Origin of the sequence: Acidovorax sp. LjRoot194, assembly GCF_964253015.1 — a bacterium.
In the GTDB taxonomy this organism is placed as follows: domain Bacteria; phylum Pseudomonadota; class Gammaproteobacteria; order Burkholderiales; family Burkholderiaceae_C; genus Acidovorax.
Map to the genome: position 1 here is coordinate 3,621,989 of NZ_CAXUQB020000001.1, position 23,374 is coordinate 3,645,362.

Sequence of the window (23,374 nt, forward strand, 5' to 3'; positions counted from 1 at the left end):
CGGTGGTGGCGGCGGTAGGGGTCATGGGCTGTCTCCGGGGTCTCGTGGGTCTTGTGCATATCGCAAGCAGTGCCTGCACAGGCAATGCACAGGCCGTGCCTGCCAGGCGGGCCTGGCGCACGGAATCGGTCAGTGAAAGGAACAGCGGGAGGGGTCCCACAGAAAACATTTTTCAAGCTCCAGAAAGCAAAAAGCCCCTGACCGCGCGGTGTGCGCTTTCAGGGGCTTTCATAGCCGGTATGTGGTCAGCAATGCTGCTGAGGGACCGCAGTGGCTTGGCCAACGCGGTCATTTCAATTATGACAGCCGGTCACACCAGCGTCAATCAACTGCGAAGCTGCTTTATTCGCGATTTGTCCTCCCTGCAGGCGCCCTCAGGCGGGTCATTCAAGCGGCCGAGCTCACTCCATCTGCGGGCATTGCGCGCCCGGGTCCACGCTCGCGTAGGTCTCCAGGATGCGGATGCTGCCGTCGGAGCGCACCTGCCCCAGGCGCATGGCCAGCGGCGTGTGCCGGCCCTTGCCCATGCGCAGCGTGCCGCGCGGGCCGGTTACCGTGACCTCACCCAGCGCCTTGATGACCTTGGCGGCATCGGTGCTGCCTGCTGCCTCCACCGCCGCCTTGTACTGGAAGAAAGCCTCGTACTGCGGCACCGAGAGTTCGTTGGGCGCCTTGAGGTCCGCGCCGAAGCGCACCAGCATGCGCATGCGGAACGAGCGGTTGTGCGCCGTGTCGATGGACGGGAAATAAGACGCCGCCATGAGCATGCCCGTGGCCGCGCTGCCCATCTCCCGCGCAGTGCTTTCGTCGATGGACAGGTTTCCCAGCGGTATGCGCACGTCGGCGGCCTTGAGCTGCCGGGCCAGCGACACGTTGGGTGCGCCGCCCGCGGTGGCACTGATGATCGCGTCGGGCCTGGCCGTGCGGATCTTGGCGATCACCGCCGCCCAGTCGCTGCCGTCCACGGGCAGGTACTCCTCGCCCACCACCTGCCCACCGCCCTTTCTGAGGGTCTGGCGCGCAAACTCGAGCATGCCGCGGCCAAAGGCGTAGTCGCTGCCCACGAGGAAGAAGCTGCGCGCATTCCGGTTGTGCGCCAGGTATTCGACCACGGGCGCCACCTGCTGCTCGGGCACCCAGGCGTTGACGTACATCCAGGGGCTGCACGACCGGCCTTCGTAGAACGAGGTGTAGATGTAGGGCAGTTGGCCGCGCGCGACGATGGGCAGCGCCGCATTGCGCGCCGCGCTGGTCTGCATGGCAATGAGGGTGTGCACCTTCTTGCCGAACACCAGTGCTTCCACAGCCTTCTGCGCGCCCTCGGCGCCAGAGGCATCGTCCATTATTTCAAGCTGCACTGGCCGCCCCAGGATGCCACCGTTGGCATTGATCTCCTCGACCGCCAGTTGCGAGGACTGGACTACGGCAGGTGCCACTACGCTGTTGGCACCTGACAGGCCCACGGCCACGCCGATGCGGATGGGCTCAGCGGCATGCGGCTGCGCCGAGACGGTGGTGGCCACGGCCAGCAGCACCGCCGTGGCGAACAGGGCCAGCGCGGCCATCTGCAGGGTGTTCAGAAGCTTCTTCATCGCAGCATCTCCCGCCGTGGTCAACGCGCAGCGGCAAGGGGCAGCCACTGCGGCGCGCCCTCGCGCAAGGCCGCTGCAGGCACGGCTCTGGCGGTGCCTGCCAGCGGCGCGCTGTCGACGGGCTCGGCTCCCAGGTGAAAGGTGGACACCAGCGCGAGCAGACGGCGGGACTGATCCTGCAGGCTGGCGGCCGCAGCGGCGCCCTCTTCCACCAGCGCTGCGTTCTGCTGTGTGGCGTGGTCCAGCTCGGCGATGGCGTGGTTGATGTCGAGGATGCGCCCACTCTGAGCGGTGGATGCTCCGGCTACCTCGCCAATAATGCCCGACACCTGCCCCACGCTGCTCACGATGTCAGCCATGGTGGTGCCGGCGCCCTGCACCAGGCGCGCGCCCGCAGAAACGTGGGAGAGGCTGTCGTCGATGAGGCCCTTGATCTCCCTGGCTGCCGACGCACTGCGCTGCGCAAGCGCACGCACCTCTCCCGCCACTACAGCAAATCCACGCCCGGCGTTGCCCGCGCGTGCCGCCTCTACCGCCGCATTGAGCGCCAGGATGTTGGTCTGGAAGGCGATGCCGTCGATGACACCGATGATGTCGGCGATGTGCCGGGATGACTGGGTGATCTGGCCCATGGTGGTCACCACCTGGCCCACGGCTGCGCCGCCGCGCTGGGCCACAGCCGCCGCATTGCCGGCCAGGCCGTTGGCCTCGCCTGCCGCCTCGGCGCTGTGGCGCAGGTTGCCGGCAAGCTGGTCCAGCGAATGGGCCGTCTCCTGCAGGCGCGTGGCGGCCTGCTCGGTGCGCTGGCTCAGGTCCAGGTTGCCGGCCGCCACCTCGGAGCTGGCGGTATCGATGCTCACGGCCGCGTCGCGGATGTCGGCCACCAGGCCGCGCAGGCGCCGCTGCATGGTGGCAATGGCGTCTAGCAGGCGTCCTACCTCGCCCTGCCCCGCGCCTTCGATGGCATTGTCCAGCGCGCCCTCGGCAATGCGCTCGGCGATGCGCACCGCGCGCTCCACCGGTCGCTGGATGCCACGCGCGATGCGCCAGGCCACCAGCACACCGAGGGCCACCGCAGCCAGCGCCAGCAGTGCGCCGATGGCCGTGGAACGCTGGATCTGCGCGCCCACGGCCGTGGCCAGCACGGCATTGCGCTGGGTCTGCAGGGCAATCAGTTCATTGACCCTGGCGCGCCACTGCGCCTCCACCGGCCGCAACTCCTGCGTGAGCGTGGTGGTGGCATCGATGTTGGCGCCGGCCAGGCCGTGCTTGGCGGCCTGCTGCACCAGCGCCATGCCGCGCGCGCCCAGCGTGGCAATGTCTGCTGCCAGCTGGCGCTCGTCGGCCTGGGCATCGACCATGGCTGCGGCCAGCGCCTTTTCGGCGCGCACGTACTCGCCGCGCGCTGTCTCCAGGGTGGCGCCTTCGGCCTTGAGCTCGGCCATGTCGGTGAGCAGCACGATGGAGCGCACCTGCACGGCCATCAGGTTGATGTTGTCCAGCAGCTCGCGGGCGAAGGCGGCGCGCTGGTTGTTGACCTCCACGATCTGGCGCACCTGGCTGCCCACCTGGTGCGAGGACCAGGCATTCATGCCGGCTACGCTCACGATCAACGCCAGCAGGCAGCCAAAGCCGAGCGCCAGGCGGCTGGCGATGGAGTGGGTGAATCGGTGCAAGGTCATGGAAAACTCCTCGAATCGGGCATGGCTGCGCCCAAGGTGGCGCGGGTGGCGCCACCCCTTGTGCAGCGGGTCGTGGTGGTGTTGGAGGAAAATCCGGCCGTTGCGGCCAGGTGGAGCGAGCGGCCGGCACCGCAGTGGGATACCGGCCGCCTGTGCTTGCAGGCTTACTTCAGGTCAGGGCACTGCGCGCCGGGGTCCACGCCCTTGAAGGTCTGCAAGATCTTGATGGCGCCGCCGGCCTGGATCTGGCCCAGGCGCATTGCCAGTGGCGCATGGCGGCTCTTGTTCATGCTCACCTCGCCGCGCGGGCCGGTATAGGACACCTCGCCCAGCGCCTTGATGATCTTGTCCTTGTCCACCGCGCCCACCTTCTCGACGGCGGCCTTGTACAGGTAGAAGGCCTCGTACTGGGGTTCGGACAGCTCATTGGGCGTCTTCAGGTCGGCGCCGAACTTCTTCGTCATCGCAGCGATGAACTTCTGGTTCTCGGGCGTTTCGATGGTGGTCAGGTACGAGGCGGACATGTACATGCCCGTCGCCACGTCGCCCATGTTCTTCGCGGTGGCTTCATCAATGGCCAGGTTGCCGTAGGGCAGGTTCAGGCCCGAGCCCTGCAGCTGCTTGGCCAGCGAGACGTTGGGCGCGCCGCCTGCGGTGGCGCTGATCAGCGCATCGGCCTTGGCCGCGCGGATCTTGCTGAGCACCGGGGTCCAGTCCGAGCCGTCGATGGGCAGGTACTCCTCGCCCACCACCTTGCCGCCATTCTTCTCGATGTACTTCTTGGTGAAATCCAGCATGCCGCGGCCGAAGGCGTAGTCATTGCCCACCAGGAAGAAGTTGCGCGCCTTCAGGTTGGACCAGAAGTAGTTGACGATGGGCGCCACCTGCTGCTCGGGCACCCAGGCGTTGACGTACATCCAGGGGTTGCACGAACGGCCTTCGTAGAACGAGGTGTAGATGTAGGGCACCTTGCCGCGCGAGATGATGGGCAGGGCCGCATTGCGCGCAGCGCTGGTCTCCATGGCGATGACGGCGTCGACCTTCTTCTGGAACACCAGGGTGTCGAAGGCCTTCTGCGCGCCCACGGCGCCCGAGGCATCGTCGACGATCTCGAGCTCGACCTTGCGACCGAGGATGCCGCCGGCGGCATTGATCTCTTCGACCGCCAGTTGCGAGGACTGCACCACGGCCGGTGCCACCACGCTGTTGGCGCCCGACAGGCCCACGGCCACACCGATGCGGATGGGGTCGGCGGCCTGGGCCTGCAGGGCCAGCGCGGCCGCCAGGGCGATTGCGCCATAGCGCAGGAGGGAAGCAAAGGGGGACATCATCAGAAGGCTCCTTGGGTTGGGGGTGAACGAAAAAGAGAACACGGGGCGGGAAAAAACGGAGGCAGGCATCAGTGCCGCGGCAGCGGCCAGCCGGTGCCCAGCATGGGGTCGTAGACGTCATCGCGGCGGTCGCGCAGCACGTGGTTGAAGGCGTTGAGCTGGCGCGCCTGGCGTGTGGCCCGAAGGTCCAGTTGCGCCGTGAGCACCAGGTCTTCGCCGCCCTCGGCGGCGGGTCCTGCGACAGGCCAGCCCTGGGCATCGACGATCAGGCTCTGGCCGATAAAGGGCTGGCCACGCTCGGTGCCGGTGCGGTTGGCGCAGACGATGTTCAGCGCGTTGCTGTGGGCGCTGGCCATGGCCAGCGTGTTGGCCATGGCCGGGCTGCCTGCGGGCTGGCCGGCCATGGGCACCCAGTTGGTGGGCATGGCCACCACGTCGGCGCCCTGCATGGCCAGCAGGCGGTAGACCTCAGGGAACCAGCCGTCGTAGCAGATCACCACGCCCAGCCGCCCCCACGGGGTGTGGAACAGCGGCAGGCCCTTGTCGCCGGCTTCGAAGAACAGGTGCTCGTCACCCCACAGGTGCAGCTTGCGATAGGTGCCCAGCCAGCCCGTGGGGCCGACGACCACGGCCGCGTTGTACAGGCGCTCGCCATCGCGCTCGGCAATGCCGGCCACGATGAGCGTGTTGCAGCGGCGGGCCACCTCGATCCAGGCCTGTGTGCTGGGGCCATTGGGCACAGGCTCGGCCAGTGCGAAGGCCTCGGCGCGGCTCTCGAACACGTAGCCGGTGTTGGCCAGTTCGGGCAGCACCACCAGGGCAGCGCCGCCTGCGGCCGCACGCTCGACCAGGGCCACCGAGCGCGCCAGGTTCTCGTCCTTGCGGCCGATGCGCGGCTCCATCTGGATGCTCGCCACGGTGACGAGGTGCCCCGCAGTGCTTGGCGCGGGGAGTTTTCCCGAATCGGACGACAACGACATTCAAACTCCAAAAAGCAAAAAGCCCCTGACCGCGCTGTACGCGCATGTCAGGGGCTTTCATAGCCGGTATGTGATCAGCAATGTTGCTGAGGGGCTGGTGCAGTGAAAACCGGACCAGTGCTGCGAATTATGGACGTGGAAAAATTCGGAGTCAATCGGAGTCAATATTTCGTCAGAGTGTTGTTGCAGGGCCTGGGTCCATCGCCCGCGCAGGCAACAGGCCACACGTGCTGTCCCCATGCATCAGTGAAAACGATGGTGCTCCAGCCGCCAGCGCCCCAGCATCCGGTAGGGCAGGCCGAGACAAGGCTGTGTAGAGCAGTTGAACTCGCGCACCGTCCAGCACAGTTGGCTCCACAAGTTGCTCTGCCACTTCTCAGGGCTGTACATGTGGCGGATGATTGCTGGCCTGGCACGCACGCTGCGTGTCAGGCCAGGACGTCCTCAGCGCCTCGTGCAATGTCGTTAACACCAATTTCGGAGTCGCGAAGGCCCTTAGCGGCGTGCCGATCGAGGCCAGTGACACCGCGTGTGCTCTTGCACGCACAAGGAGCGCAACAACGAGTGGCGCGTCGGCAAAGATCTCCCCTTAGGATTGCCCAAAATGAGTGCTAACCGCCCCTGGTCGCCGCTCTAGCGCTGGCGGGCGCGCTGGGCCAGTGCGGTGCAGAGACAGATGCAACCAGGCCACGGTCGATCAGTCCATTCCTGCCTTTCCAGGCGCCCAGTACGCCTTGGACAAAATGCGCGAAGCTGGCACACCACGCCCTTTGAGCGCGTGGCGCGCCTGCTGGATCGACTGCGCGCGCCCCGTGAGCACAAACAGCGTGCCATCGCCGCTGCCCCGCGACCACAGGTCACTGGCGGCTTGCATGCGGCATGCCTCGTCGCTGCGCTCTACCAGCATGGCGGCCTCTACGCCCAAGGCCTGCAAAGCCGATGTGGCTTCGGCAACGGACTCCACCTCGAACACGCAACGCAGCACGGCCCTGCCGGCCATGGCCGCCCCAACGGCAGCCGCCAAGCCGAACGACGTCTCGTCCCCATACAACACCACCGGCCCGGCCAGATCGCCCAGCGCCAGTGAGCGGTGCGGCCCGAAGACCTGGCAGGCATCCCCCACCTGCACGCGCCGCAGCCAGTCGCTGCCAGGCCCCGCTCCATGCGCATAGCCGAGCAGGCGCACATGCCCGCGCACCGCATCGAACACGATGGGGGTGAACGTGCGCGCGGTGAACGGACCAGCCACCTTGACCTGCAGCTTGTTCCCAGGCGCCCAGGCCGCGCCCTGCAGGGCATCGCCCTCCAGGTCGATGAGACGAAAGCGATCCGACACCCGTTGCACCGCAGCCACCCGTGTGTTGCGCAGCAGCAGCCGGTCGAAGGCACGTTCCAGCAGGCCCTGCACGCGGTCTTCAGTAAAGCGCATGCCGCACCTCGTGGTCGTAGTGCGCGTTGATCTGCCCCACCTGCTCGTCGCCGATCGGTGCGGTGGCACCCCCCAGCCGCGTCAGCTCTGACAGCATCTGCCCCACCGTGGGCAGCGCAGTGCGGTCCACCTGCGACGCCGGGGCCCACAGCCTGGCGCGGTTCACCGCCTTGCCGCAGTGCATGAGCACTTCGGTGATGGCCACCACCGTCGCGGCCTTGGGCGTGCGCCCTTGTTCCGCCAGCTCGGCCAGCAGTTCCGGCGCGGTGGACACCCTGCCGCGGCCGTTGATGCGCAGGAACACCTCCAGCCCCGGAAAGATGAAGAGCATGCCCACGCGGTCGTCGCGCTCCAGGTTGCGCAGCGACTCGATGCGGTTGTTGCCCGGCCAGTCGGCAAAGGCCACGGTGTGCGCGTCGAGCACGTGCACAAAGCCCGGCGGGCCGCCGCGCGGAGAGGCATCGAGCCCCTGGCCGCTGCCCGTGGCCAGGCAGAAAAACGTCGCGGCCTTCAGATAGCTTTCATGAAAGCCGATGAGGCGGTCGAGCACGGCTTTCTGGATCATCTCGGACGGCGGCGCGTACAGCGCATTGAGGTCGGGCGCATCGGTTCTGCCCGGCCCAGGGGCTGGGGCTGAGGGGGCTGGGGCCGGCAGCGCCACCAGGGCACGCAACTGCGGGTCCCGCACCTCGAGCACATCGAACAGCCCCAGAGCACGCAGTGCTGGCGCCAAGGCTTCGATGTGGCCCACTGCGGCAGTACGGGCCTCAGTAGACGCAGTGAGGTCTTGCAACACCCGCGCATTGGCAAGGAAGGCCCCCACCGACCCCTTGCGGACGGTGATACCGCCCACCTCGACTTCATTGACATCGTCCGGAAGAACATCTTGTGCACGCATGGCTTGGCTCCTTGTTGATGCGATGAAAACAAGAATAAGATGCATTTACATGGCGGCTGTAGAATTAACAAGCCATCTGATTGCTCGGATCCGCCATTTTCCAGATGCTCCCGCTCACCATGTCCGACCTGAAGCTCGACCTTGCCACCATCGATGCGCCTGACGGCCCGCTGGTCATCGCGCTCGCCGGCACGCAGGACGGCGAGCGCATGTCCGAGCCGCACCAGCACGCGCGTGGCCAGCTTTTCGGCTCGCTGCGCGGGCTCATCTCGGTGCGGGTGGTGGATGCCTTGTGGGTGGTGCCCGCGATCCACGCCGTCTGGCTGCCACCGCACCACCTGCATGCGGCGCAGTCGCATGGCCCATTCCATGGCTGGAGCGTTTACGTCGAACCTGCCGCTTGCCAGGGCCTGCCCGCCAAGCCCTGCACGCTGCGCACCTCCAGCCTGCTGCGCGAGGCTGTGCTGCGCGCAGCCGAATGGCCCCAGGGCCCACTGGATGCGAGCCAGTCGCGCGTGGCCGGCGTGATCCTCGACGAAATCCGCAGCCTGCCCGTCGAGCCCCTCGGGCTGCCCCTGCCCCAAGACGCACGCCTGCAGCGCGTGGCCCGCGCCCTGATCGCGGACCCGGCGGACGGGCGCGACCTGGAGGCGTGGGCCCGCTGGGCGGCCCTGAGCTCGCGCACGCTGAGCCGGCGATTCGTGGAGGAGACGGGTTTCAACTTCACGGCCTGGCGCCAGCGCGCCCGGCTCATGCGGTCGCTGGAAATGCTGGCCGCCAACCTGCCCATCAACACCATCGCGCTGGACCTGGGCTATGCCACGGCCAGCGCGTTCATCACCCTGTTCAAGCGCCACTTCGGGGAGACGCCGGCGGCGTACCGGCAGCGGCTATGAACTGCGGACTCGCCGGGCTGAGATGCACCTCGGGCGCGTGGGTGCAAGCAAAGCAGAGTGTTGGCGGCGTCGGCGTCGGCTTTGCCGTACCACCCACCCCCCTCACAGAATGACGTTGTTGCGCGGGCGCAGCAGTGGCGGCAAATCCGTGTCGCCCAGCAGCTCGCGCAGCTCCACCTCGATCATGCGGTTGATCTGCGCAATCGGCACATCGTTCGCTCCACCCTCGAACGGGTTCTCGGTGCTGGCGCCCACCTGCTCCAGCGTGGTGTACATCCACGAGATCATCACGCTAAAGGGCACCACCAGCCACACCATGTGGCCCTGCATCCATCCGCTGGCCACGGCGTTGAGCGCATCGAACTCCTTGAGCAGCCCGAAGGGCAGCAGCACGCAAAAGAAGCGGATGAAGAACGTGTTGATGATGGCGTACTGGCGCGGGTACGGGAAATTCTTGATGCGCTCGCTGCGCCCCTGGTGGTCCAGCAGTTCCTTGATGGATTTCTGCATCTCGATGAAGAAGTTGATGGGCACGTCGCCGGCCTGGAACAACGCCAGGATGGTGCTGCTCTGCCGAGCCAGCAAGGCCGTGGCCTTGTTGCGCGATGCGAGCACTTCGCGCAGCTCGTCCGCATTCAGAAACCGCGCCAGTTCCACCTCCAGCGCCGTCTCTTGCTCGGGCACGCAGTAGTGGCGCTGGTAGTCGGCATTGGTGCGCCGGTTCGTGCTCTCCCAGGCGCGGCGGCGGCGCATCTGATAGCGCAGCGCCGTTACCCAGGCCAGGTGGCGGTGGACCAGCTGGCGGGTGGCTGCCTCGCTTTTCAGGTAGTCGCGGCTGACCAGGCCCCAGGCGCGGCTGGCGTTCAGGATGCCCGTCCACACCTGCTGCGCCTCCACCGTGCGGCCATAGGTCTGCGTGTTCTTGAAGCTGACGATGAACGCCGTGGCCGTGCCGATCAGCGCCACCACGGTCCACGGCACGCCGAGCCAGCGCCAGTTAGCCAGTTGGTACAGACACACCGGCACCAGCCCCAGCGCGACCAGGACATAGATCTCCCGCCGCGTCCACACCAAGAACTCGGAAAGGCGGTACCCCTTGCCAACGTTCATTGCTTTGCCAGCCAGGCATCGAACGTGATGGCGCCCAGGCGCGGCGCGTCGCCCGGCGTGAGCGAGCGGTCGTCGAGCTGCACGCCGAAGTACGGTGCTGCAGCATCGGCCACCACCGTGCGCGCGTCGCCCATGGCCGCGAGGTATCGCTGCACCAGCGCAGCCAGCCCGACCCGCTCAGGCCCGGCAATCTCGATGGTGCCGTTGACGGGCGTGCCCAAGGCCGCATCGGCCATCGCTGCGGCCACGTCGTCGGAAGCGATGGGTTGCACCAGCGCTGGCGACAGGCGCACCGTCTGCCCCTCGGTGCCCGCCTGCGCAATGCCAGCGAGGAACTCCATGAACTGCGTGGCATGCACGATGGTGTAGGGGATGGCGGCGGCCTTGATCAACTTCTCTTGCGCCAGCTTGGCGCGGAAGTACCCGCTGCCCTGCAGCCGCTCGGTGCCCACCACCGACAGCGCCACGTGGTGCTGCACGCCCGCAGCCGCCTCGGCCGCCAGCAGGTTGCGGCCAGAGGTCTCGAAGAAGTCGAGCACCGCCTTGTCCTCGAACGAAGGCGAGTTGGCCACGTCCACCACCACCTGCGCGCCTTGCAGTGCTGCGGCCAGGCCCTCGCCCGTGAGCGTGTTGACGCCGGTGTTGGGCGATGCGGCCACGGCCTCGTGCCCGCGCGCGCTGAGTTGCTGGACGAGCTTGCGGCCGATGAGGCCGGTGCCTCCGATGACGACGATCTTCATGGTGCTTCCTGGGTCGGTGAATGGTGCGCGGACGCGTGGCGCTGCGCTGGAATGCCTCGATGGTAGGATCGAACCCATCCGTCTCCAATGACCAATACCCCTGAAATCCTGCCACAACGCGCGCGCGCCCGGCGCGTGCTGTTTGTCGCCTTTCCCGACGTGGGTCTGCTAGACCTGACAGGCGCGCAGACCGTGTTCTGGGCCGCGACCAAGGCCATGGAAGCGCGTGGCCTCAAGGGCTATGAACGCATCACCGCCAGCCCGGCGGGCGGCCTGGTGCGCAGCGCCGAGGGGCTGGAGCTGCAGACCGTGGCGCTGCGCCAATGCCGCGCCGCTACGGTGGACACGCTCATCGTGCCCGGCTCGCCGCACATGGATGTGGTGCTCGACCAGTCCGCCCCGCTGGTGCAGTGGCTGCGGCGCGCATCGGCCAAGACGCGGCGCACCGCATCGGTGTGCAGTGGCGCGTTTCTGCTGGCTGCAGCGGGCCTGCTGGACCACAAGCGCGCCACCACGCACTGGCTCATGTTCGACCGCATGAACGAGCGCTTTCCCACGGTGGAGATCGACCGCGACGCGATCTTCGTGCAGCAGGGCTCCGTGTGGACCTCAGCCGGCGTCACCGCGGGCATCGACCTGGCCATGGCGCTGGTGGAGGCCGATTGCGGCCACGAGGTGGCCATGGAGGTCGCACGCGAACTGGTGGTGTACCTCAAGCGGCCCGGCGGGCAGTCCCAGTTCAGCGCCCTGCTGCGGTCGCAGGCCGACACATCGCCGGCATTCGAAGAGCTCAATTTGTGGATCAGCGCCCACCTGCAGCGCCAGGACCTGACGGTGGAGTTTCTCGCCGATCGCGCCCGCATGAGCCCGCGCAACTTTGCGCGCCAGTACAAGGACCAGACCGGGCGCACGCCAGCCAAGGCGGTGGAGGTGTTTCGGCTGGAAGCCGCCAAGCGCCTGCTGGAGGAATCCACCCACAACGTGGACCAGATCGCCACGCAGTGCGGCTTTGGCGATGAAGAGCGCATGCGGGTGACCTTTCAGCGCCACCTGGGCGTTGCGCCCCGGGACTACCGGAGGCGCTTTGCCCGCAGCAGCCTGGGTTTGCAGGAACAGGCACCTGTCCGCAAACGCAATGGAGCCACCAGCCACTGACGCCACTGACGAGCGAGTCGACGCGCGCAAAGATCTCATCGCGTAGGAGGTGGGCCCGACATGAGGCTCAATGCGTGCAATCAGCGGGGCCACCACCCACAATCGCTGATGCACGCACTTCTTGTCTTCTCCCACCTCCGCTGGAACTTCGTTTATCAGCGTCCCCAACATCTGCTGACTCGCCTCGCCGAGCAGTGGCCGGTGGTCTACGTGGAAGAGCCTGTACCTGGTGCAGCGTCTGACCATCTGGAAGTCATCGACGTCGCAGACGGCGTGCAGGTGTGGCGGCCCCACCTTCGCTCAACACAGCACGGTATGCACGGTGCGAACGAGGCCGCGATGCAGCGCCTGGTGTTGGCGGCCATGCATTCGCGACGCATCAGCTCGTATATCGCGTGGTTCTACACACCCATGGCGATGTTCATGGCCGACGTCCTGGAGCCCGAATGCATCGTGTACGACTGCATGGACGAGCTGTCGATGTTCAAGGGTGCGCCTGCTGAACTGATGGCGCAGGAAAAGGCCTTGTTCAACCAGGCAGACATCGTCTTCACCGGTGGCCGCAGCCTGTACCAAGCCAAGCGCACGCTGCATGACAGCGTGCATTGCTTTCCAAGCAGTGTCGATGCCCGGCACTTCAGCACACCCACGGCCGACCACCCTTTGCAGGCAGCGATTCCGCGGCCGCGGCTGGGCTACTGCGGCGTGATCGACGAGCGGGTCGACATCGACCTCGTCGCGGGCATCGCATCGCTGCGGCCCGACTGGCAGATCGTCATGGTGGGCCCCACGGCCAAGATCGACCCGGCAGGTCTGCCCAAGCTGCCAAACATCCACTGGATGGGCCAGCAGGACTACCAGGTGCTGCCTGCGTTCATCCAGGGCTGGGACGTGTGCCTGCTGCCCTTTGCACTCAACGATTCCACCCGCTTCATCAGCCCGACCAAGACACTGGAATACATGGCGGGCGGACGCCCCTGCGTGAGTACCGCGATTCGTGATGTGGTGGAAAGCTATGGCGACCTGGTGAAGATACGGGCTGACGCTGCCGGCTTTGTGGAAGCATCAGAGGCGCTGATGCAGCGCGATGCTGCGCAGCGGCTGACGGATGAGCGGGCCGTGCAGTCCATCCTGGCCGGGACGTCATGGGACGCGACCGCCGCGGCCATGGGCGATCTCATCGCACAGGTGCTCGACACCCGCGTGCGGCCCGTGGGGCGCGCGACCACCGCCCCCGGCGCGCGCGTAGCAGCCACCGACCTGACAACGTCCTGATCGGTACCACCATGAATGCAACAACTTCGCTGAGCAGTGACGCCATCACCGCGGCTGCACCGGCAGGATTCGACTATCTGATCGTGGGCGCGGGCTTTGCGGGCAGCGTGCTGGCAGAGCGCCTTGCCAACGCCGGGCACCGCATCCTCGTCGTCGAGAAGCGCTCGCACATTGCGGGCAATGCGTACGACCACTACGACGACGCTGGCGTGCTGGTGCACCCGTACGGTCCGCATATCTTTCACACCAACTCCGAAGACATCTTTGACTATCTGTCGCGCTTTACAGCGTGGCGCCCGTATGAACACCGCGTGCTGGCCAGCGTGGACGGCCAGCAGTTGCCCATCCCCATCAATCTGGACACCATCAACCAGCTGTACGGGCTGAGCCTCACCGCGTTTGAAGTGGAAAACTTCTTTCAGACGGTCGCTGAAACGGTGGACCCCGTCAAGACGTCCGAAGACGTGGTGGTCAACCGCATCGGCCGCGAGCTGTACAACAAGTTCTTTCGGGGCTATACCCGCAAACAGTGGGGCCTGGACCCAAGCGAGCTGGACGCGAGCGTGACCGCGCGCGTGCCGACGCGTACCAACCGCGACGACCGCTACTTCTCCGACAAATTCCAGGCGATGCCGCTGCACGGCTACACGCGCATGTTCGCGCGCATGCTGGACCACCCCAACATCAAACTGATGCTGAACACCGACTACCGCGAGGTGCAGGATCTCTTCCCCTGGAAGCACATGATCTACACCGGCCCGGTGGACGCGTTCTTTGACCACCGGCACGGCAAGCTGCCGTACCGCAGCATCCGGTTCGAGCACACGACGGTGCAGCAGGCGCAGTACCAGGACGTGGGCACGGTGAACTACCCCAACGACCACGCCTACACACGCACCACCGAGTTCAAGCACATCACAGGGCAGGTGCACCCTGCTACGTCCATCGTGCGCGAATACCCGTGCGCCGACGGCGACCCGTACTACCCCATCCCGCGACCCGCCAACGCTGCGCTGTACAAGCTGTATGAGGCCGATGCCGAGGCGATGGACAACGTGACTTTTGTGGGGCGGCTGGCCACGTACCGCTACTACAACATGGACCAGGTCGTAGGCCAGTCGTTGGCCACTTTCAAGCGGCTGCAAGAGGCGCATGCAGCGTCACCGCCCAAAGGCGAAGAACGGGTGATGGCGCCGGCCCACTCGCCCCCTTCCGTCGCCACTGCAGTTTGATATGGCCATTGAACTGTGGGCCGGACCGGAATGCACGGTCAACCGCGTTGGAGACCGTTTTCACGATCAGTTTTCGGCCACCAGTTTCGCAAACCGACTGGACAACCTGGATGACCTCGCCTCGCTGGGCATCCGCAAAATGCGCTTTCCACTCATCTGGGAACGCACTGAAAAATCCCCCGGCCAACACGACTGGCAATGGAGTGACAAGGCGCTGGCCCGGCTTGCCGACCTGAAGGTAGAGCCCATCGTCGGCCTGCTGCACCATGGCAGCGGCCCCGCCTGGACGAACCTGCTGGACCCGGCGTTCCCCAGCTTGCTGGCGGCGTATGCGGATGCTGTCGCTGCCCGTTATCCGCACGTACGTGCCTGGACGCCCGTCAACGAGCCCCTCACCACCGCGCGCTTCAGCGCGCTCTACGGCATGTGGTACCCCCATCGCGCGGACGACGCCAGCTTTGTGCGGGCGTTGTTGAACCAGATACACGCCACGGTGCTGGCGATGCGCGCCATACGCCGACACCAGCCTGATGCCCAGCTCATCCAGACCGAGGACCTGGGCTTTGTGACGAGCTCGCCGAAGCTCCAGTACCAGGCCGATTTTGAAAACCTGCGGCGTTGGCTAACCTTCGATCTGCTGAGCGGACGCGTCGGGCGCGAGCACCCCATGTGGCAGTACCTGCGCACGGCAGGCGCCAGCGAGGAAGAGCTCGACGCACTCCACGCCGACCCCTGCGCCCCCGACATTCTGGGCATCAACTGCTACCTGACCAGCGAACGGCATCTGGATGAGCGGCTGTGGCTGTACCCCTCCACATGCGTGGGTGGCAACGCACTGCACCGCTATGCGGACGTCGAGGCCATACGCGTGAACGGTGCGTTGGCGGGCGGGTTCGCGGACCGCCTGAGAGAAACGTCCCAGCGCTATGGCGGCGCCGTCGCGCTGTCTGAAGTTCACCTGGGCTGCTCGCGCGAGGACCAGCTGCGCTGGCTGCAGCAGGCCTTCAGCGCCGCCTGCACCGTGCAGGACGAAGGCCATGACGTGCGGGCAGTGACCTGCTGGGCAAGCCACGGCACCTTCGACTGGAACAGCCTGGTCACCAGGTGGGACGGCCACTACGAACCCGGCCTGTGGGACGTGAGGTCCGAGCCACCACGCATCACAGCTTTGGGACGCCTTGCCCGGCAGCTCTCGTCGGGCGCCGGCGCCAAGCATCCGGTGATCCCCAGTGCGGGGTGGTGGCAGCGTGAAGAGCGCCTGACCTATGGCCCTGTCGGCACACTGCAAGCAGTAGCCGTGTCGGGCCGGCCTGTGCTGATCACAGGCGCCACAGGAACACTCGGCCAGGCGTTTGCCAGGATATGCACGCGCCGCGGCATACCGCACCACCTGCTCACCCGGGCCGAGATGGACATTGCGGATGAAGCCTCGGTGGCCAATGCCTTGGCCCGCTGGCAACCCTGGGCCGTCGTCAACGCGGCCGGTTTTGTGCGGGTAGACGCTGCCGAAGTGCAGACCCGCGAGCAGTGGCGCGACAACGTCCTCGGACCCCAGACCCTGGCACGCCTGTGTGCAAAGCACGGCGTGCAGCTTGCGGGCTTTTCAAGCGACCTGGTGTTCGATGGCGCACAGCAGGCACCGTACGCAGAGTCGGCCGCTGCACGCCCCTTGAATGCCTATGGCCGCGCAAAGCATGAAAGCGAGCACCGCATGCTGCAGGCTCTGCCAGGCGCACTGGTCATCCGGACTGCAGCGTTTTTTGGGCCGTGGGATGCGCACAACTTCATCACCGGCGGGCTGAACGCCCTGCGCCGCGACGAGCCCTGGGTGGCTGCGCGGGACCAGGTGGTCTCCCCCACGTATGTGCCGGACCTGGTCCACGCTGCGCTGGATCTGCTCATCGATGCGGAAAGCGGCGTGTGGCACCTGGCCAACGCAGGCGCCGTCAGCTGGGCCGGTCTTGCCAGCATGGCGGCCAATGCAGCAGGCCTCGATCAAGGGCTGGTCCGCGCGGTGCACGACGACGCGCTGCACCAACAAGCCCCACGCCCGCGGTTCTCGGCCCTCACCAGCGAGCGCGGCAGCATCATGCCCACGCTGGAAGACGCCCTCCAGAGGTACCTGCAAGATGTCGAGGACGCTGCCGAGCCTGCACGCACCACGCCCGCCACCGAAGGGCTGTCATGAGAGCGCCTGCCGTCATCGTGTGCGGAGGCGCAGGCTACATCGGCTCCCACATGGTGGCCATGCTGCGGGATCGGGGGTACTTCCCGGTGGTGGTCGACAACCTCTCCACTGGCCATTCCAACGCGCTTGCCGCCGGCGTGGCGCTGCGTGTGGGCGATATCGGCGATAAGGTGTTCATGACCAACGTGCTGCGCGAGTTTTCGCCGCAATGCGTCATGCACTTCGCTGCGGCGAGCCTGGTGGGCGAGTCGAGCACGCGTGCAGCGTTCTACTGGCACAACAACCTGGTCCAGACCCTGTCGCTGCTCGATGCCATGATCGGCTGCGAAGTGGGGCAGCTGATCTTTTCCTCCACCGCAGCGGTCTATGGCAACCCCATCGACGTGCCCATTCTGGAAGGGCACCCCACCGTGCCGATCAACGCGTACGGCAACACCAAGCTCGCGGTCGAGAACGCGCTGCACGACTACGGCGTGGCCCACGGTTTGCGGTCTGTGGTCTTCAGGTACTTCAATGCGGCGGGCGCACATCCAGACGGATCGCTCGGCGAGCGGCACGAGCCCGAGACCCACCTGATCCCGCTGGTGTTGCAGGTCGCTGCCGGGCAGCGCCGCATCATCGCCCGCTTTGGCACTGACTTTGAAACCCCCGACGGGTCAGCGGTGCGTGACTACGTGCACGTGCAGGATCTGTGCGCCGCCCACCTGCTGGCACTGCAAGCGCTCAACGCCGGGGCTGCCAGCTCCACCTACAACCTGGGCAACGGCGGCGGCCACTCCGTCACGCAAGTGATCGAAGCTGCGCGCCGTGTCACAGGCCGCCTGATCGAAGTCCGAGACGACCCCCGCCGCACGGGCGACCCGTCCGTGCTGGTCGCCAATGCGGCACTCGTGCGCCACGAACTGGGCTGGGTGCCAGAGTTCGCAGACATCGACGTCATCTTGCAGCACGCCTGGAACTGGCACCGCGGCGAGGTGCACTGATGAAGGCAGGTCCCGGCTCGGACCGCGGCTTCTTCGCCGCGAGTCCATCGCGTTACCAATCGCCCAATACCTGCTGGCGCGACACCAGCGGCCACCGCGCCACCACATCGTGCTGGCCCTTGCCGTAAAGGCTGTCCACCAGCGCGAACTGGGTGACACGCCAAGCGACAGGCGCTATGGCGCTGCGGATGGTGCGGTCATAGCCGTAGTTGAGTGTGATGTGCGGGTTGAAGCTGCGGCGAATCTGGCTGTCGGCGCAACCCATGCGGCGCATCGTGGCAGCGAGGCAATGCTCAAAATTGCGAACGCCCTGCAACCCCGCCGCAGACCCAGCCAATTGCGCCATGCCCTTGCCGCCGCCGCGGTGGAATGCCTGGAGCAGGTTGAATGAAATATCGAACGGCTCGGCGGCCAGTGCGTTACCCACGGCGACCAAGCGATCCAGCTCATCACCCGGGACACCCCCGTCGAACTGTGCCAACTTCTGCACAGTGATGTGCAACCTCTCCTCGGCCATGGGCTTGCCGTAGTCAGCCCACGGCAGAAGACCCATTCGGTGCATCAACTGGGCGAGCATCGCCGCCAGATGGGCGGGCGGATAGAGCAAAAAGTAGAGATCGTGGCGCTGCAGCATGGCAATCCCAAAATTCAGTCAGAGCTGAATTTTGCGCCCATACTGTATAAATAAACAGTGATCTTGAGTGAGTTCGAAGGTCGATGGCTTGACCCTGCGTGACGGGCTGCGTCACGACCTTCGAAAGCGTCTCAACTTATTCCCACTCGATCATCAACAGGTCACGCAGACCCGCATGGTTAAAGGGCTTAGCATTGACTGAGAAGGGCCTTTACCGTCACTTTTACCGTCAAAACCGAACATCTTTAGCTGGCGCGGGAGATGGAGCGATTCGCCGGGAGACGACTCTGGCGACACGATCATCAATCGGCCTCAATCATAAGTGACGCCATGGGCTCATCATGCTCAAGGCCGACAGGCTGATCGAGAGCGCCTTGAGCCGGTTCGTCAGGATGTCGCCCCTGTTGGCGCAGCGAGCAGATGGGGTGGCGCCGGCGCGCAAGGGCGAATTGCACCGCCCCGCTTCGCCGACGCACACGCCCTTGCTACCAGGCCATCTCTCTCTTGGCCACCTTGGCGCCGATGTCCAGCGCGATCGGCAGGCCCACGTCCGGGTATAGCTTTTTCAGTGCCGCCGACAATGCCTGCGAATCCTTGGCCTCAGGGATGGCCGCGATGAAGTCCTTGAGGTAGCGGCGCGTGAAGTCGATGGAGCGCCCGTCCAGCGCGTCGCCCGCCTTCATGTGGCCCGGCACCACCAGTGCGGGCTTGAGCGACTGCATTTCGTCCAGCTGGGCCAGCCAGGCCATACGCTGGGCCGGTGTCTGCGTGTTGGCAGTCCACACATGCAGGTTCGACCACAGCGCTACATTGCCGGTGATGGCCCTGGCCGAAGGAATCCAGACATAGGGGCGGTTGGCAAGCTCGCCCGCGGTGCCCCGTATTTCCACGCTGTGCCCGTCCACGCTCATTGTCGTGGTGGGCAGCACCTGCGGCACCACTGGCCGCTTGGGTGCGTTGGCGCCCAGGCGTGGGCCCCAGACTTTCATCTTTTCCTGCAGGTGCTCGCTGATTTCCTGGGCCACGGCCGGGGTGGCCACCACCTGCGCATCGGGGAAAAGTGCCTGCAGTGCTTCTGCCCCAAAGTAATAGTCGGGGTCGGCGTCGCTGATGAGGATGGTCTTGAGCGCTTTGCCGCTGTCGAGCACTGCGGCGGCAATGCGCAGGGCATCGGCCCGCGTGAAGCCCGAGCCGATCACCATGGCCTCCGTGTCGCCGGTGACCAGCGTGGCGTTGACCCCGAAGCTGGTTTCCGGCGCGGTGAGCACGCTGATTTTGAGCGGCTGTGCCGCCTGTGCGAAAAAGGTGATGCTGGCCAGGGCGATGGCGCTGATGGCAGGGAGGTATTTCATGCAAAGTTCTCGCTGGAGGGATGGGTTGGTGGACAACCGGGGATTGGTACTGCGGCAGGAAGGTTGCTGCACCGATTCAGACAGCGACCACGATGGGGAACCGCGCCAGCAGCCCATCGGCGCCCGGCGCAAACGGCACGGTGACGGCGCCGCGCTCGGCCTCTGACAGACCGCGCCACACCGGGTCGCGCGCGTTGCCGGCATCGCCGGCCACATACAGCTGCGTGGTCAGCAGCTCGCGCTGGCCCAGCCGCACCTTGAAGTGCACGTGCGAGGTGCGCCCCGCATAGGGCACGGGGCGGATGGTGCGAAAGCGGTATCTGCCGTCCTGCGCCACGGCCACGCGGCCAAAGCCCTGGAAGGCGGCGTCCGCCCTGCCCCAGTCGCCCGGGTGGTGGTAGTGGCCATCGGCGTCGCTCTGCCAGATCTCGACCTGCGCGCCGCGCACCGGCCTGCCCGCCATGTCGGTCACCGTGCCGTCCAGCCAGGCCGGCTGGCCGCCGCCGTAGCTCAGCCGGCCGTTGCGCAGCAGGTCATGGTCGGCATCGGCGGGCAGGCGCACAGGGTAGAAGGGCCCTTCGGTCTGCGACGGCGTGGCGATGCGCGCGGCAGCGGGCTGCGCGCGGGCGCCCAGCCAGAGCGCGGGGGCGGCCACCAGGGCGGCTGCAAAGGCGCGCCGATGGAGTGCGCCTGCGTTCACGCGCCCGGCCATCACGCCCACCCCTGCAGCACCACCTTGCCGCGCGCCGTGCCCGATTCGATCAGCGCATGCGCCTTCTTCAGGTTCTCGGCGTTGATGCTGCCAAAGCGCTCGGCCAGCGTGGTGCGCACCAGGCCGGCGTCGACCAGCGCGGCCACCTCGTTGAGCAGGTGGTGCTGGTGGACCATGTCGGCCGTCTGGAACATCGAACGCGTGGCCATCATCTCCCAATGGATGGAGACCGACTTGCGCTTGAAGGGCATCACGTCGAGTGCCTTGGGGTCGTCGATCAGGCCGAATTGGCCTTGCGGTGCGATGGCTTCGATGATCTGCGCCAGGTGGGTTTCGGTCTGCGTCAGGCTGACGATGCAGTCCACCGTGGGGAAGCCGATGGCCTTGAGCTCCTCGGCCAGCGGCTTGCTGTGATCGATGACGTGGTGGGCGCCCAGCTCCTTCACCCAGGCCCGGGTCTCGGGGCGCGATGCGGTGCCGATCACCGTCAAGCTGGTCAGCCGCACGGCCAGCTGCGTCATGATGGAGCCGACCCCGCCCGATGCGCCGATGATCAAGAGCGTCTTGCCCTCGGGCTTCTTGCCGGGGGCTATGCCCAGCCGGTCGAACAGCATCTCCCACGCGGTGATGGCCGTCAGGGGCAACGCAGCGGCCTGCGCAAAGTCCAGCGTTGCCGGAGCATGGCCCGCGATGCGTTCGTCCACCAGGTGCAGCTCGGCGTTGGTGCCGTGCCGGGCGAAAGAGCCGGCGTACCACACGCGGTCGCCGACCTTGAACAGCGTGACCTCGGGGCCCACGGCCTTGACGATGCCGCTGGCGTCCCAGCCCAGCACCTTCCAGGCCTGGCCTTCGGTGGGGGCCGTGCTCTTGCGGACCTTGGTGTCCACGGGGTTCACGGAGATGGCCTGCACCTCCACCAGCAGGTCGCGGCCGGTGGCCACGGGGTCGGGCAAGGTGATGTCGACCAGCGCATCGGCATGGGTGATGGGCTGGGGTGTCTGGTATCCAACGGCTTTCATGGGGAAGGCTCTTTCAACGAGGGTGATTGGTGGCGAACAAGAGTGAAGAGTGGCGGTGTCTCTGGGCCCGCTCTTACTTGCGGCAAAGCCGTTCGTAGTACGACTGGACTTCCATCGCAATCCAGTCCTTCAGATCCCAGTCGGGGTGCTGCGCTTCCAGGATGGGCGTGAGCTCCTTCTGGATGGTGGCCAGGTCATTGCCTGCGGCGCAGCGGCGCGCCACCTCCTCGCGGGCCACGTCCATGTGGCGCGCCGATGCATCGAGGTCGGCGGCCGTGCCGATGCGGCCGTGCCCGGGGATCACGATCTTGGGGTTGGTGGCGGCCACCTTGCGAAAGATCTCGCGCCAGTTGAGCGGATCGACGTCGGTGTCCGCAAGGTCCGGGAACCACGGCATGATGGGGAACGACTTCGTCTCCAGCAGGTCGCCCAGAATCACCACGCCCTGCTCGGGCACTGAGATCACCTGGTCGCCCAGCGTGTGCGCCGGCTGGTAGTAGTTGAGCTTGACTACGCGCCCGCCCAGGTCGATCTCGGCCTCGGTGTCGTACACCACATCGGGCATCACGAAGCGCACGTCCTTCATGGCCTGCGCCACATCCAGCTTGTCCGAGAAGAGTTCGCGGAACGCGGGCCCCTTCTTGAGCAGCTCGTCGCGCTGCGCGCGGTTGTAGATGATGGTGGCCTGGCCCTTGAAGGCCTGCGCGCCAAAGCCATGCTCCGGGTGGAAGTGCGTCATGGTGAGGTACAGCTTCCTGTTGCCCGCCAGCTTTCTGGCGGTCTGCAGCACCAGTTGCGCGCTTCGGGTGCCCAGGCCCGTGTCCACCACCAGTGCCGCGTCGCGGCCGACGATGATGGTCACGTTGGGCACCAGAAAGACCTGCTGGCGGTCTTCGATCACGTGCACGCCGGGGCTCACCTCGGTGATGTTGGCCAGGTTCACCACCTTCTGCGCCGACACATCCTTGCCAGCGGCGAATGCGGGCATGCTGCCCAGCGCACAGGCCATCACGGCGGCGGCGCACAGCGCGGCGGACTGGCGCAGCACGGCCTTGCGGGCGAACGGTGCGGGCCTTGGTGCAGGGGCCGCAAAGGCGGCGTGCGGCTGGCGGGGCTGGGGGATTCGCAGGGCATTCATGGTGGTCTTCGGTTCAGGGGGTGAAGGGGGTTTTGAGAAGCGGTAGGTGAATTCTCAAGACCCGGTCACAATCTGTCCAACAGATAACCGATATAAATGATTATTTGATTTATGGATTTTCATGGCATCGACCTGAACCTGCTGGCCGCTTTCGACGCGCTGGTGAGCGAGCGCAACGTGACCCGCGCCGCCGTGCGCGTGGGCGTCAGCCAGCCCGCGATGAGCGCCGCGTTGTCGCGTTTGCGCACGCTGTTCAACGACCCCCTGTTCCTGCGCAGCGCGCAGGGCTTGGTGCCCACGCCCAAGGCACGCGAACTGGCCGGGCCGGTATCGCAGGCGCTGCAGCAGATCAAGGCCGCACTGTTGCCCAAAGAGCAGTTCGAGCCCGCCACCAGCGCCATGACCTTCACGCTGGGCCTGTCGGAATACCCGGCCTTCGTGCTGCTGCCATTGCTCACCCGGGCGCTCGAGAAACTGGGCCCCGGGCTGTCGCTGTCGGTGCACGCCATCGGCAGCCGCGACAGCGCGGTGGACCTGCTCGATGCCGGCACCATCGACGCGGCCATCGGCGTGCCGCCCACCCAGGCAGAAAACCGCATCCTCACGCGCTCCGTCATGCGCGACGAGTTCATCACCATCGTGCGCCGCGGCCACCCGGCGGTGAAGGATGGGATGAGCATGCAGGTCTTCCTGGCACTGCGCCATGTGCTGGTCTCGCCCGAGGGCGACCGCCACGGCCTGGTCGACCAGGCACTGGCCTACCTGGGCCAGCGCCGCACGCTGGGCCTGGCGCTGCCGCAGATGTTCGCCGCCCCCAGCATGGTGGCGCAGACCGACATGGTGGCCACGGTGATGGGCCGCGTGGCGGGCCACTCGCCGCACTGGCGCGAGCTGGCATCGTTCACGCCGCCCGTCACGCTGCCGGTGATTGGCTACGACCTCATGTGGCACCGGCGCAATGACGCGCACCCGGCGCAGCAGTGGCTCAGGGACCAGGTGGCGGCGCTGGCAGCGGCGCTGTAGCATGC

20 protein-coding genes are annotated in these 23,374 nt (G+C 66.4%); 7 read left to right on the plus strand and 13 right to left on the minus strand.

Annotated elements, in window-relative coordinates; genetic code table 11:
* Positions 1 to 401: 401 nt before the first annotated feature.
* The 6 genes from ACSQ3N_RS16395 to ACSQ3N_RS16420 form a co-directional block, all read right to left on the minus strand.
* Entirely contained in the window at positions 402 to 1,592 is a 1,191-nt protein-coding gene (locus tag ACSQ3N_RS16395; RefSeq protein WP_436146834.1) for a substrate-binding protein, read from the minus strand.
* Between the two features lie 20 nt (positions 1,593 to 1,612).
* Positions 1,613 to 3,274, minus strand: a complete 1,662-nt coding sequence (locus ACSQ3N_RS16400) for a methyl-accepting chemotaxis protein (RefSeq protein WP_056171981.1) — start codon at positions 3,272 to 3,274, stop codon at positions 1,613 to 1,615.
* 164 nt (positions 3,275 to 3,438) lie between these two features.
* Positions 3,439 to 4,602 (minus strand): substrate-binding protein, encoded by a 1,164-nt coding sequence (locus ACSQ3N_RS16405; protein WP_056172262.1) that lies wholly within the window; start codon positions 4,600 to 4,602, stop codon positions 3,439 to 3,441.
* A gap of 71 nt (positions 4,603 to 4,673) precedes the next feature.
* Positions 4,674 to 5,507, minus strand: coding sequence for a nitrilase family protein (locus tag ACSQ3N_RS16410; protein WP_436147964.1), 834 nt, complete (start codon positions 5,505 to 5,507; stop codon positions 4,674 to 4,676).
* Between the two features lie 775 nt (positions 5,508 to 6,282).
* Positions 6,283 to 7,014: a siderophore-interacting protein gene (locus ACSQ3N_RS16415; RefSeq protein ID WP_436146835.1), complete on the minus strand. Its 732-nt coding sequence runs from the start codon at positions 7,012 to 7,014 to the stop codon at positions 6,283 to 6,285.
* Entirely contained in the window at positions 7,001 to 7,669 is a 669-nt protein-coding gene (locus ACSQ3N_RS16420; RefSeq protein WP_436147965.1) for an MSMEG_1061 family FMN-dependent PPOX-type flavoprotein, read from the minus strand. The genes ACSQ3N_RS16415 and ACSQ3N_RS16420 overlap by 14 nt, the downstream gene beginning before the upstream one ends.
* Before the next feature lie 362 nt (positions 7,670 to 8,031).
* On the opposite strand from ACSQ3N_RS16420, the gene ACSQ3N_RS16425 reads away from it, so the two are divergent.
* Positions 8,032 to 8,808, plus strand: a complete 777-nt coding sequence (locus ACSQ3N_RS16425) for an AraC family transcriptional regulator (protein ID WP_056172266.1) — start codon at positions 8,032 to 8,034, stop codon at positions 8,806 to 8,808.
* 102 nt (positions 8,809 to 8,910) lie between these two features.
* On the opposite strand, the gene ACSQ3N_RS16430 is transcribed toward ACSQ3N_RS16425, so the two are convergent.
* The gene (locus ACSQ3N_RS16430; protein WP_056171986.1) at positions 8,911 to 9,918 is read right to left on the minus strand and encodes a bestrophin family protein; all 1,008 of its coding nucleotides are present in this window, start codon (positions 9,916 to 9,918) and stop codon (positions 8,911 to 8,913) included.
* The gene (locus ACSQ3N_RS16435) at positions 9,915 to 10,658 is read right to left on the minus strand and encodes an SDR family oxidoreductase (protein ID WP_056171988.1); all 744 of its coding nucleotides are present in this window, start codon (positions 10,656 to 10,658) and stop codon (positions 9,915 to 9,917) included. The genes ACSQ3N_RS16430 and ACSQ3N_RS16435 overlap by 4 nt, the downstream gene beginning before the upstream one ends.
* Positions 10,659 to 10,745: 87 nt before the next feature.
* Here ACSQ3N_RS16435 and ACSQ3N_RS16440 point away from each other — a divergent pair, with 87 nt between their 5' ends.
* The 5 genes from ACSQ3N_RS16440 to galE all read left to right on the plus strand — a co-directional run bounded on the left by ACSQ3N_RS16440 (position 10,746) and on the right by galE (position 17,491).
* Positions 10,746 to 11,813: a GlxA family transcriptional regulator gene (locus ACSQ3N_RS16440; protein ID WP_056171990.1), complete on the plus strand. Its 1,068-nt coding sequence runs from the start codon at positions 10,746 to 10,748 to the stop codon at positions 11,811 to 11,813.
* Positions 11,814 to 11,921: 108 nt separating this feature from the next.
* Positions 11,922 to 13,088 carry a glycosyltransferase gene (locus ACSQ3N_RS16445; RefSeq protein WP_056171992.1) on the plus strand — a complete coding sequence of 389 codons (1,167 nt, stop codon included), beginning with the start codon at positions 11,922 to 11,924 and terminating at the stop codon, positions 13,086 to 13,088.
* Positions 13,089 to 13,099: 11 nt separating this feature from the next.
* Positions 13,100 to 14,320, plus strand: a complete 1,221-nt coding sequence (gene glf / locus ACSQ3N_RS16450; protein ID WP_056171994.1) for a UDP-galactopyranose mutase — start codon at positions 13,100 to 13,102, stop codon at positions 14,318 to 14,320.
* Position 14,321: 1 nt separating this feature from the next.
* A complete protein-coding gene (locus ACSQ3N_RS16455) occupies positions 14,322 to 16,508 on the plus strand; it encodes an SDR family oxidoreductase (RefSeq protein WP_056171996.1) in 2,187 nt (728 codons plus the stop codon).
* Positions 16,505 to 17,491 carry a UDP-glucose 4-epimerase GalE gene (galE, locus tag ACSQ3N_RS16460; RefSeq protein WP_056171998.1) on the plus strand — a complete coding sequence of 329 codons (987 nt, stop codon included), beginning with the start codon at positions 16,505 to 16,507 and terminating at the stop codon, positions 17,489 to 17,491. Before ACSQ3N_RS16455 ends, galE begins: the two co-directional genes overlap by 4 nt.
* Before the next feature lie 52 nt (positions 17,492 to 17,543).
* On the opposite strand, the gene ACSQ3N_RS16465 is transcribed toward galE, so the two are convergent.
* From ACSQ3N_RS16465 to ACSQ3N_RS16485, 5 genes are all read right to left on the minus strand, one after another.
* Positions 17,544 to 18,125 carry a 2'-5' RNA ligase family protein gene (locus tag ACSQ3N_RS16465; protein WP_436146836.1) on the minus strand — a complete coding sequence of 194 codons (582 nt, stop codon included), beginning with the start codon at positions 18,123 to 18,125 and terminating at the stop codon, positions 17,544 to 17,546.
* A gap of 485 nt (positions 18,126 to 18,610) precedes the next feature.
* Positions 18,611 to 19,477, minus strand: coding sequence for an MBL fold metallo-hydrolase (locus ACSQ3N_RS16470; RefSeq protein ID WP_436146837.1), 867 nt, complete (start codon positions 19,475 to 19,477; stop codon positions 18,611 to 18,613).
* Between the two features lie 76 nt (positions 19,478 to 19,553).
* Positions 19,554 to 20,189: a protocatechuate 3,4-dioxygenase gene (locus ACSQ3N_RS16475; RefSeq protein WP_200926953.1), complete on the minus strand. Its 636-nt coding sequence runs from the start codon at positions 20,187 to 20,189 to the stop codon at positions 19,554 to 19,556.
* The gene (locus tag ACSQ3N_RS16480; protein WP_056172004.1) at positions 20,189 to 21,208 is read right to left on the minus strand and encodes a zinc-binding alcohol dehydrogenase family protein; all 1,020 of its coding nucleotides are present in this window, start codon (positions 21,206 to 21,208) and stop codon (positions 20,189 to 20,191) included. Before ACSQ3N_RS16480 ends, ACSQ3N_RS16475 begins: the two co-directional genes overlap by 1 nt.
* A 73-nt stretch (positions 21,209 to 21,281) precedes the next feature.
* Positions 21,282 to 22,346 carry an MBL fold metallo-hydrolase gene (locus ACSQ3N_RS16485; protein ID WP_056172006.1) on the minus strand — a complete coding sequence of 355 codons (1,065 nt, stop codon included), beginning with the start codon at positions 22,344 to 22,346 and terminating at the stop codon, positions 21,282 to 21,284.
* 111 nt (positions 22,347 to 22,457) lie between these two features.
* Here ACSQ3N_RS16485 and ACSQ3N_RS16490 point away from each other — a divergent pair, with 111 nt between their 5' ends.
* The gene (locus ACSQ3N_RS16490; protein ID WP_056172008.1) at positions 22,458 to 23,369 is read left to right on the plus strand and encodes a LysR family transcriptional regulator; all 912 of its coding nucleotides are present in this window, start codon (positions 22,458 to 22,460) and stop codon (positions 23,367 to 23,369) included.
* Positions 23,370 to 23,374: the final 5 nt, after the last annotated feature.

Excerpts from the sequence above, each read along its gene's own strand:
- ACSQ3N_RS16455 (WP_056171996.1), top strand. The coding sequence starts at position 14,322 with ATGGCCATTGAACTGTGGGCCGGACCGGAATGCACGGTCAACCGCGTT.
- ACSQ3N_RS16405 (WP_056172262.1), bottom strand. The coding sequence starts at position 4,602 with ATGTCCCCCTTTGCTTCCCTCCTGCGCTATGGCGCAATCGCCCTGGCG.
- ACSQ3N_RS16480 (WP_056172004.1), bottom strand. The coding sequence starts at position 21,208 with ATGAAAGCCGTTGGATACCAGACACCCCAGCCCATCACCCATGCCGAT.
- ACSQ3N_RS16470 (WP_436146837.1), bottom strand. The coding sequence starts at position 19,477 with ATGAAATACCTCCCTGCCATCAGCGCCATCGCCCTGGCCAGCATCACC.
- ACSQ3N_RS16395 (WP_436146834.1), bottom strand. The coding sequence starts at position 1,592 with ATGAAGAAGCTTCTGAACACCCTGCAGATGGCCGCGCTGGCCCTGTTC.
- ACSQ3N_RS16435 (WP_056171988.1), bottom strand. The coding sequence starts at position 10,658 with ATGAAGATCGTCGTCATCGGAGGCACCGGCCTCATCGGCCGCAAGCTC.
- ACSQ3N_RS16400 (WP_056171981.1), bottom strand. The coding sequence starts at position 3,274 with ATGACCTTGCACCGATTCACCCACTCCATCGCCAGCCGCCTGGCGCTC.
- glf (WP_056171994.1), top strand. The coding sequence starts at position 13,100 with ATGAATGCAACAACTTCGCTGAGCAGTGACGCCATCACCGCGGCTGCA.
- ACSQ3N_RS16425 (WP_056172266.1), top strand. The coding sequence starts at position 8,032 with ATGTCCGACCTGAAGCTCGACCTTGCCACCATCGATGCGCCTGACGGC.
- ACSQ3N_RS16410 (WP_436147964.1), bottom strand. The coding sequence starts at position 5,507 with ATGGAGCCGCGCATCGGCCGCAAGGACGAGAACCTGGCGCGCTCGGTG.
- ACSQ3N_RS16465 (WP_436146836.1), bottom strand. The coding sequence starts at position 18,125 with ATGCTGCAGCGCCACGATCTCTACTTTTTGCTCTATCCGCCCGCCCAT.
- ACSQ3N_RS16440 (WP_056171990.1), top strand. The coding sequence starts at position 10,746 with ATGACCAATACCCCTGAAATCCTGCCACAACGCGCGCGCGCCCGGCGC.
- galE (WP_056171998.1), top strand. The coding sequence starts at position 16,505 with ATGAGAGCGCCTGCCGTCATCGTGTGCGGAGGCGCAGGCTACATCGGC.
- ACSQ3N_RS16430 (WP_056171986.1), bottom strand. The coding sequence starts at position 9,918 with ATGAACGTTGGCAAGGGGTACCGCCTTTCCGAGTTCTTGGTGTGGACG.
- ACSQ3N_RS16485 (WP_056172006.1), bottom strand. The coding sequence starts at position 22,346 with ATGAATGCCCTGCGAATCCCCCAGCCCCGCCAGCCGCACGCCGCCTTT.
- ACSQ3N_RS16415 (WP_436146835.1), bottom strand. The coding sequence starts at position 7,014 with ATGCGCTTTACTGAAGACCGCGTGCAGGGCCTGCTGGAACGTGCCTTC.
- ACSQ3N_RS16445 (WP_056171992.1), top strand. The coding sequence starts at position 11,922 with ATGCACGCACTTCTTGTCTTCTCCCACCTCCGCTGGAACTTCGTTTAT.
- ACSQ3N_RS16490 (WP_056172008.1), top strand. The coding sequence starts at position 22,458 with ATGGATTTTCATGGCATCGACCTGAACCTGCTGGCCGCTTTCGACGCG.
- ACSQ3N_RS16475 (WP_200926953.1), bottom strand. The coding sequence starts at position 20,189 with ATGGCCGGGCGCGTGAACGCAGGCGCACTCCATCGGCGCGCCTTTGCA.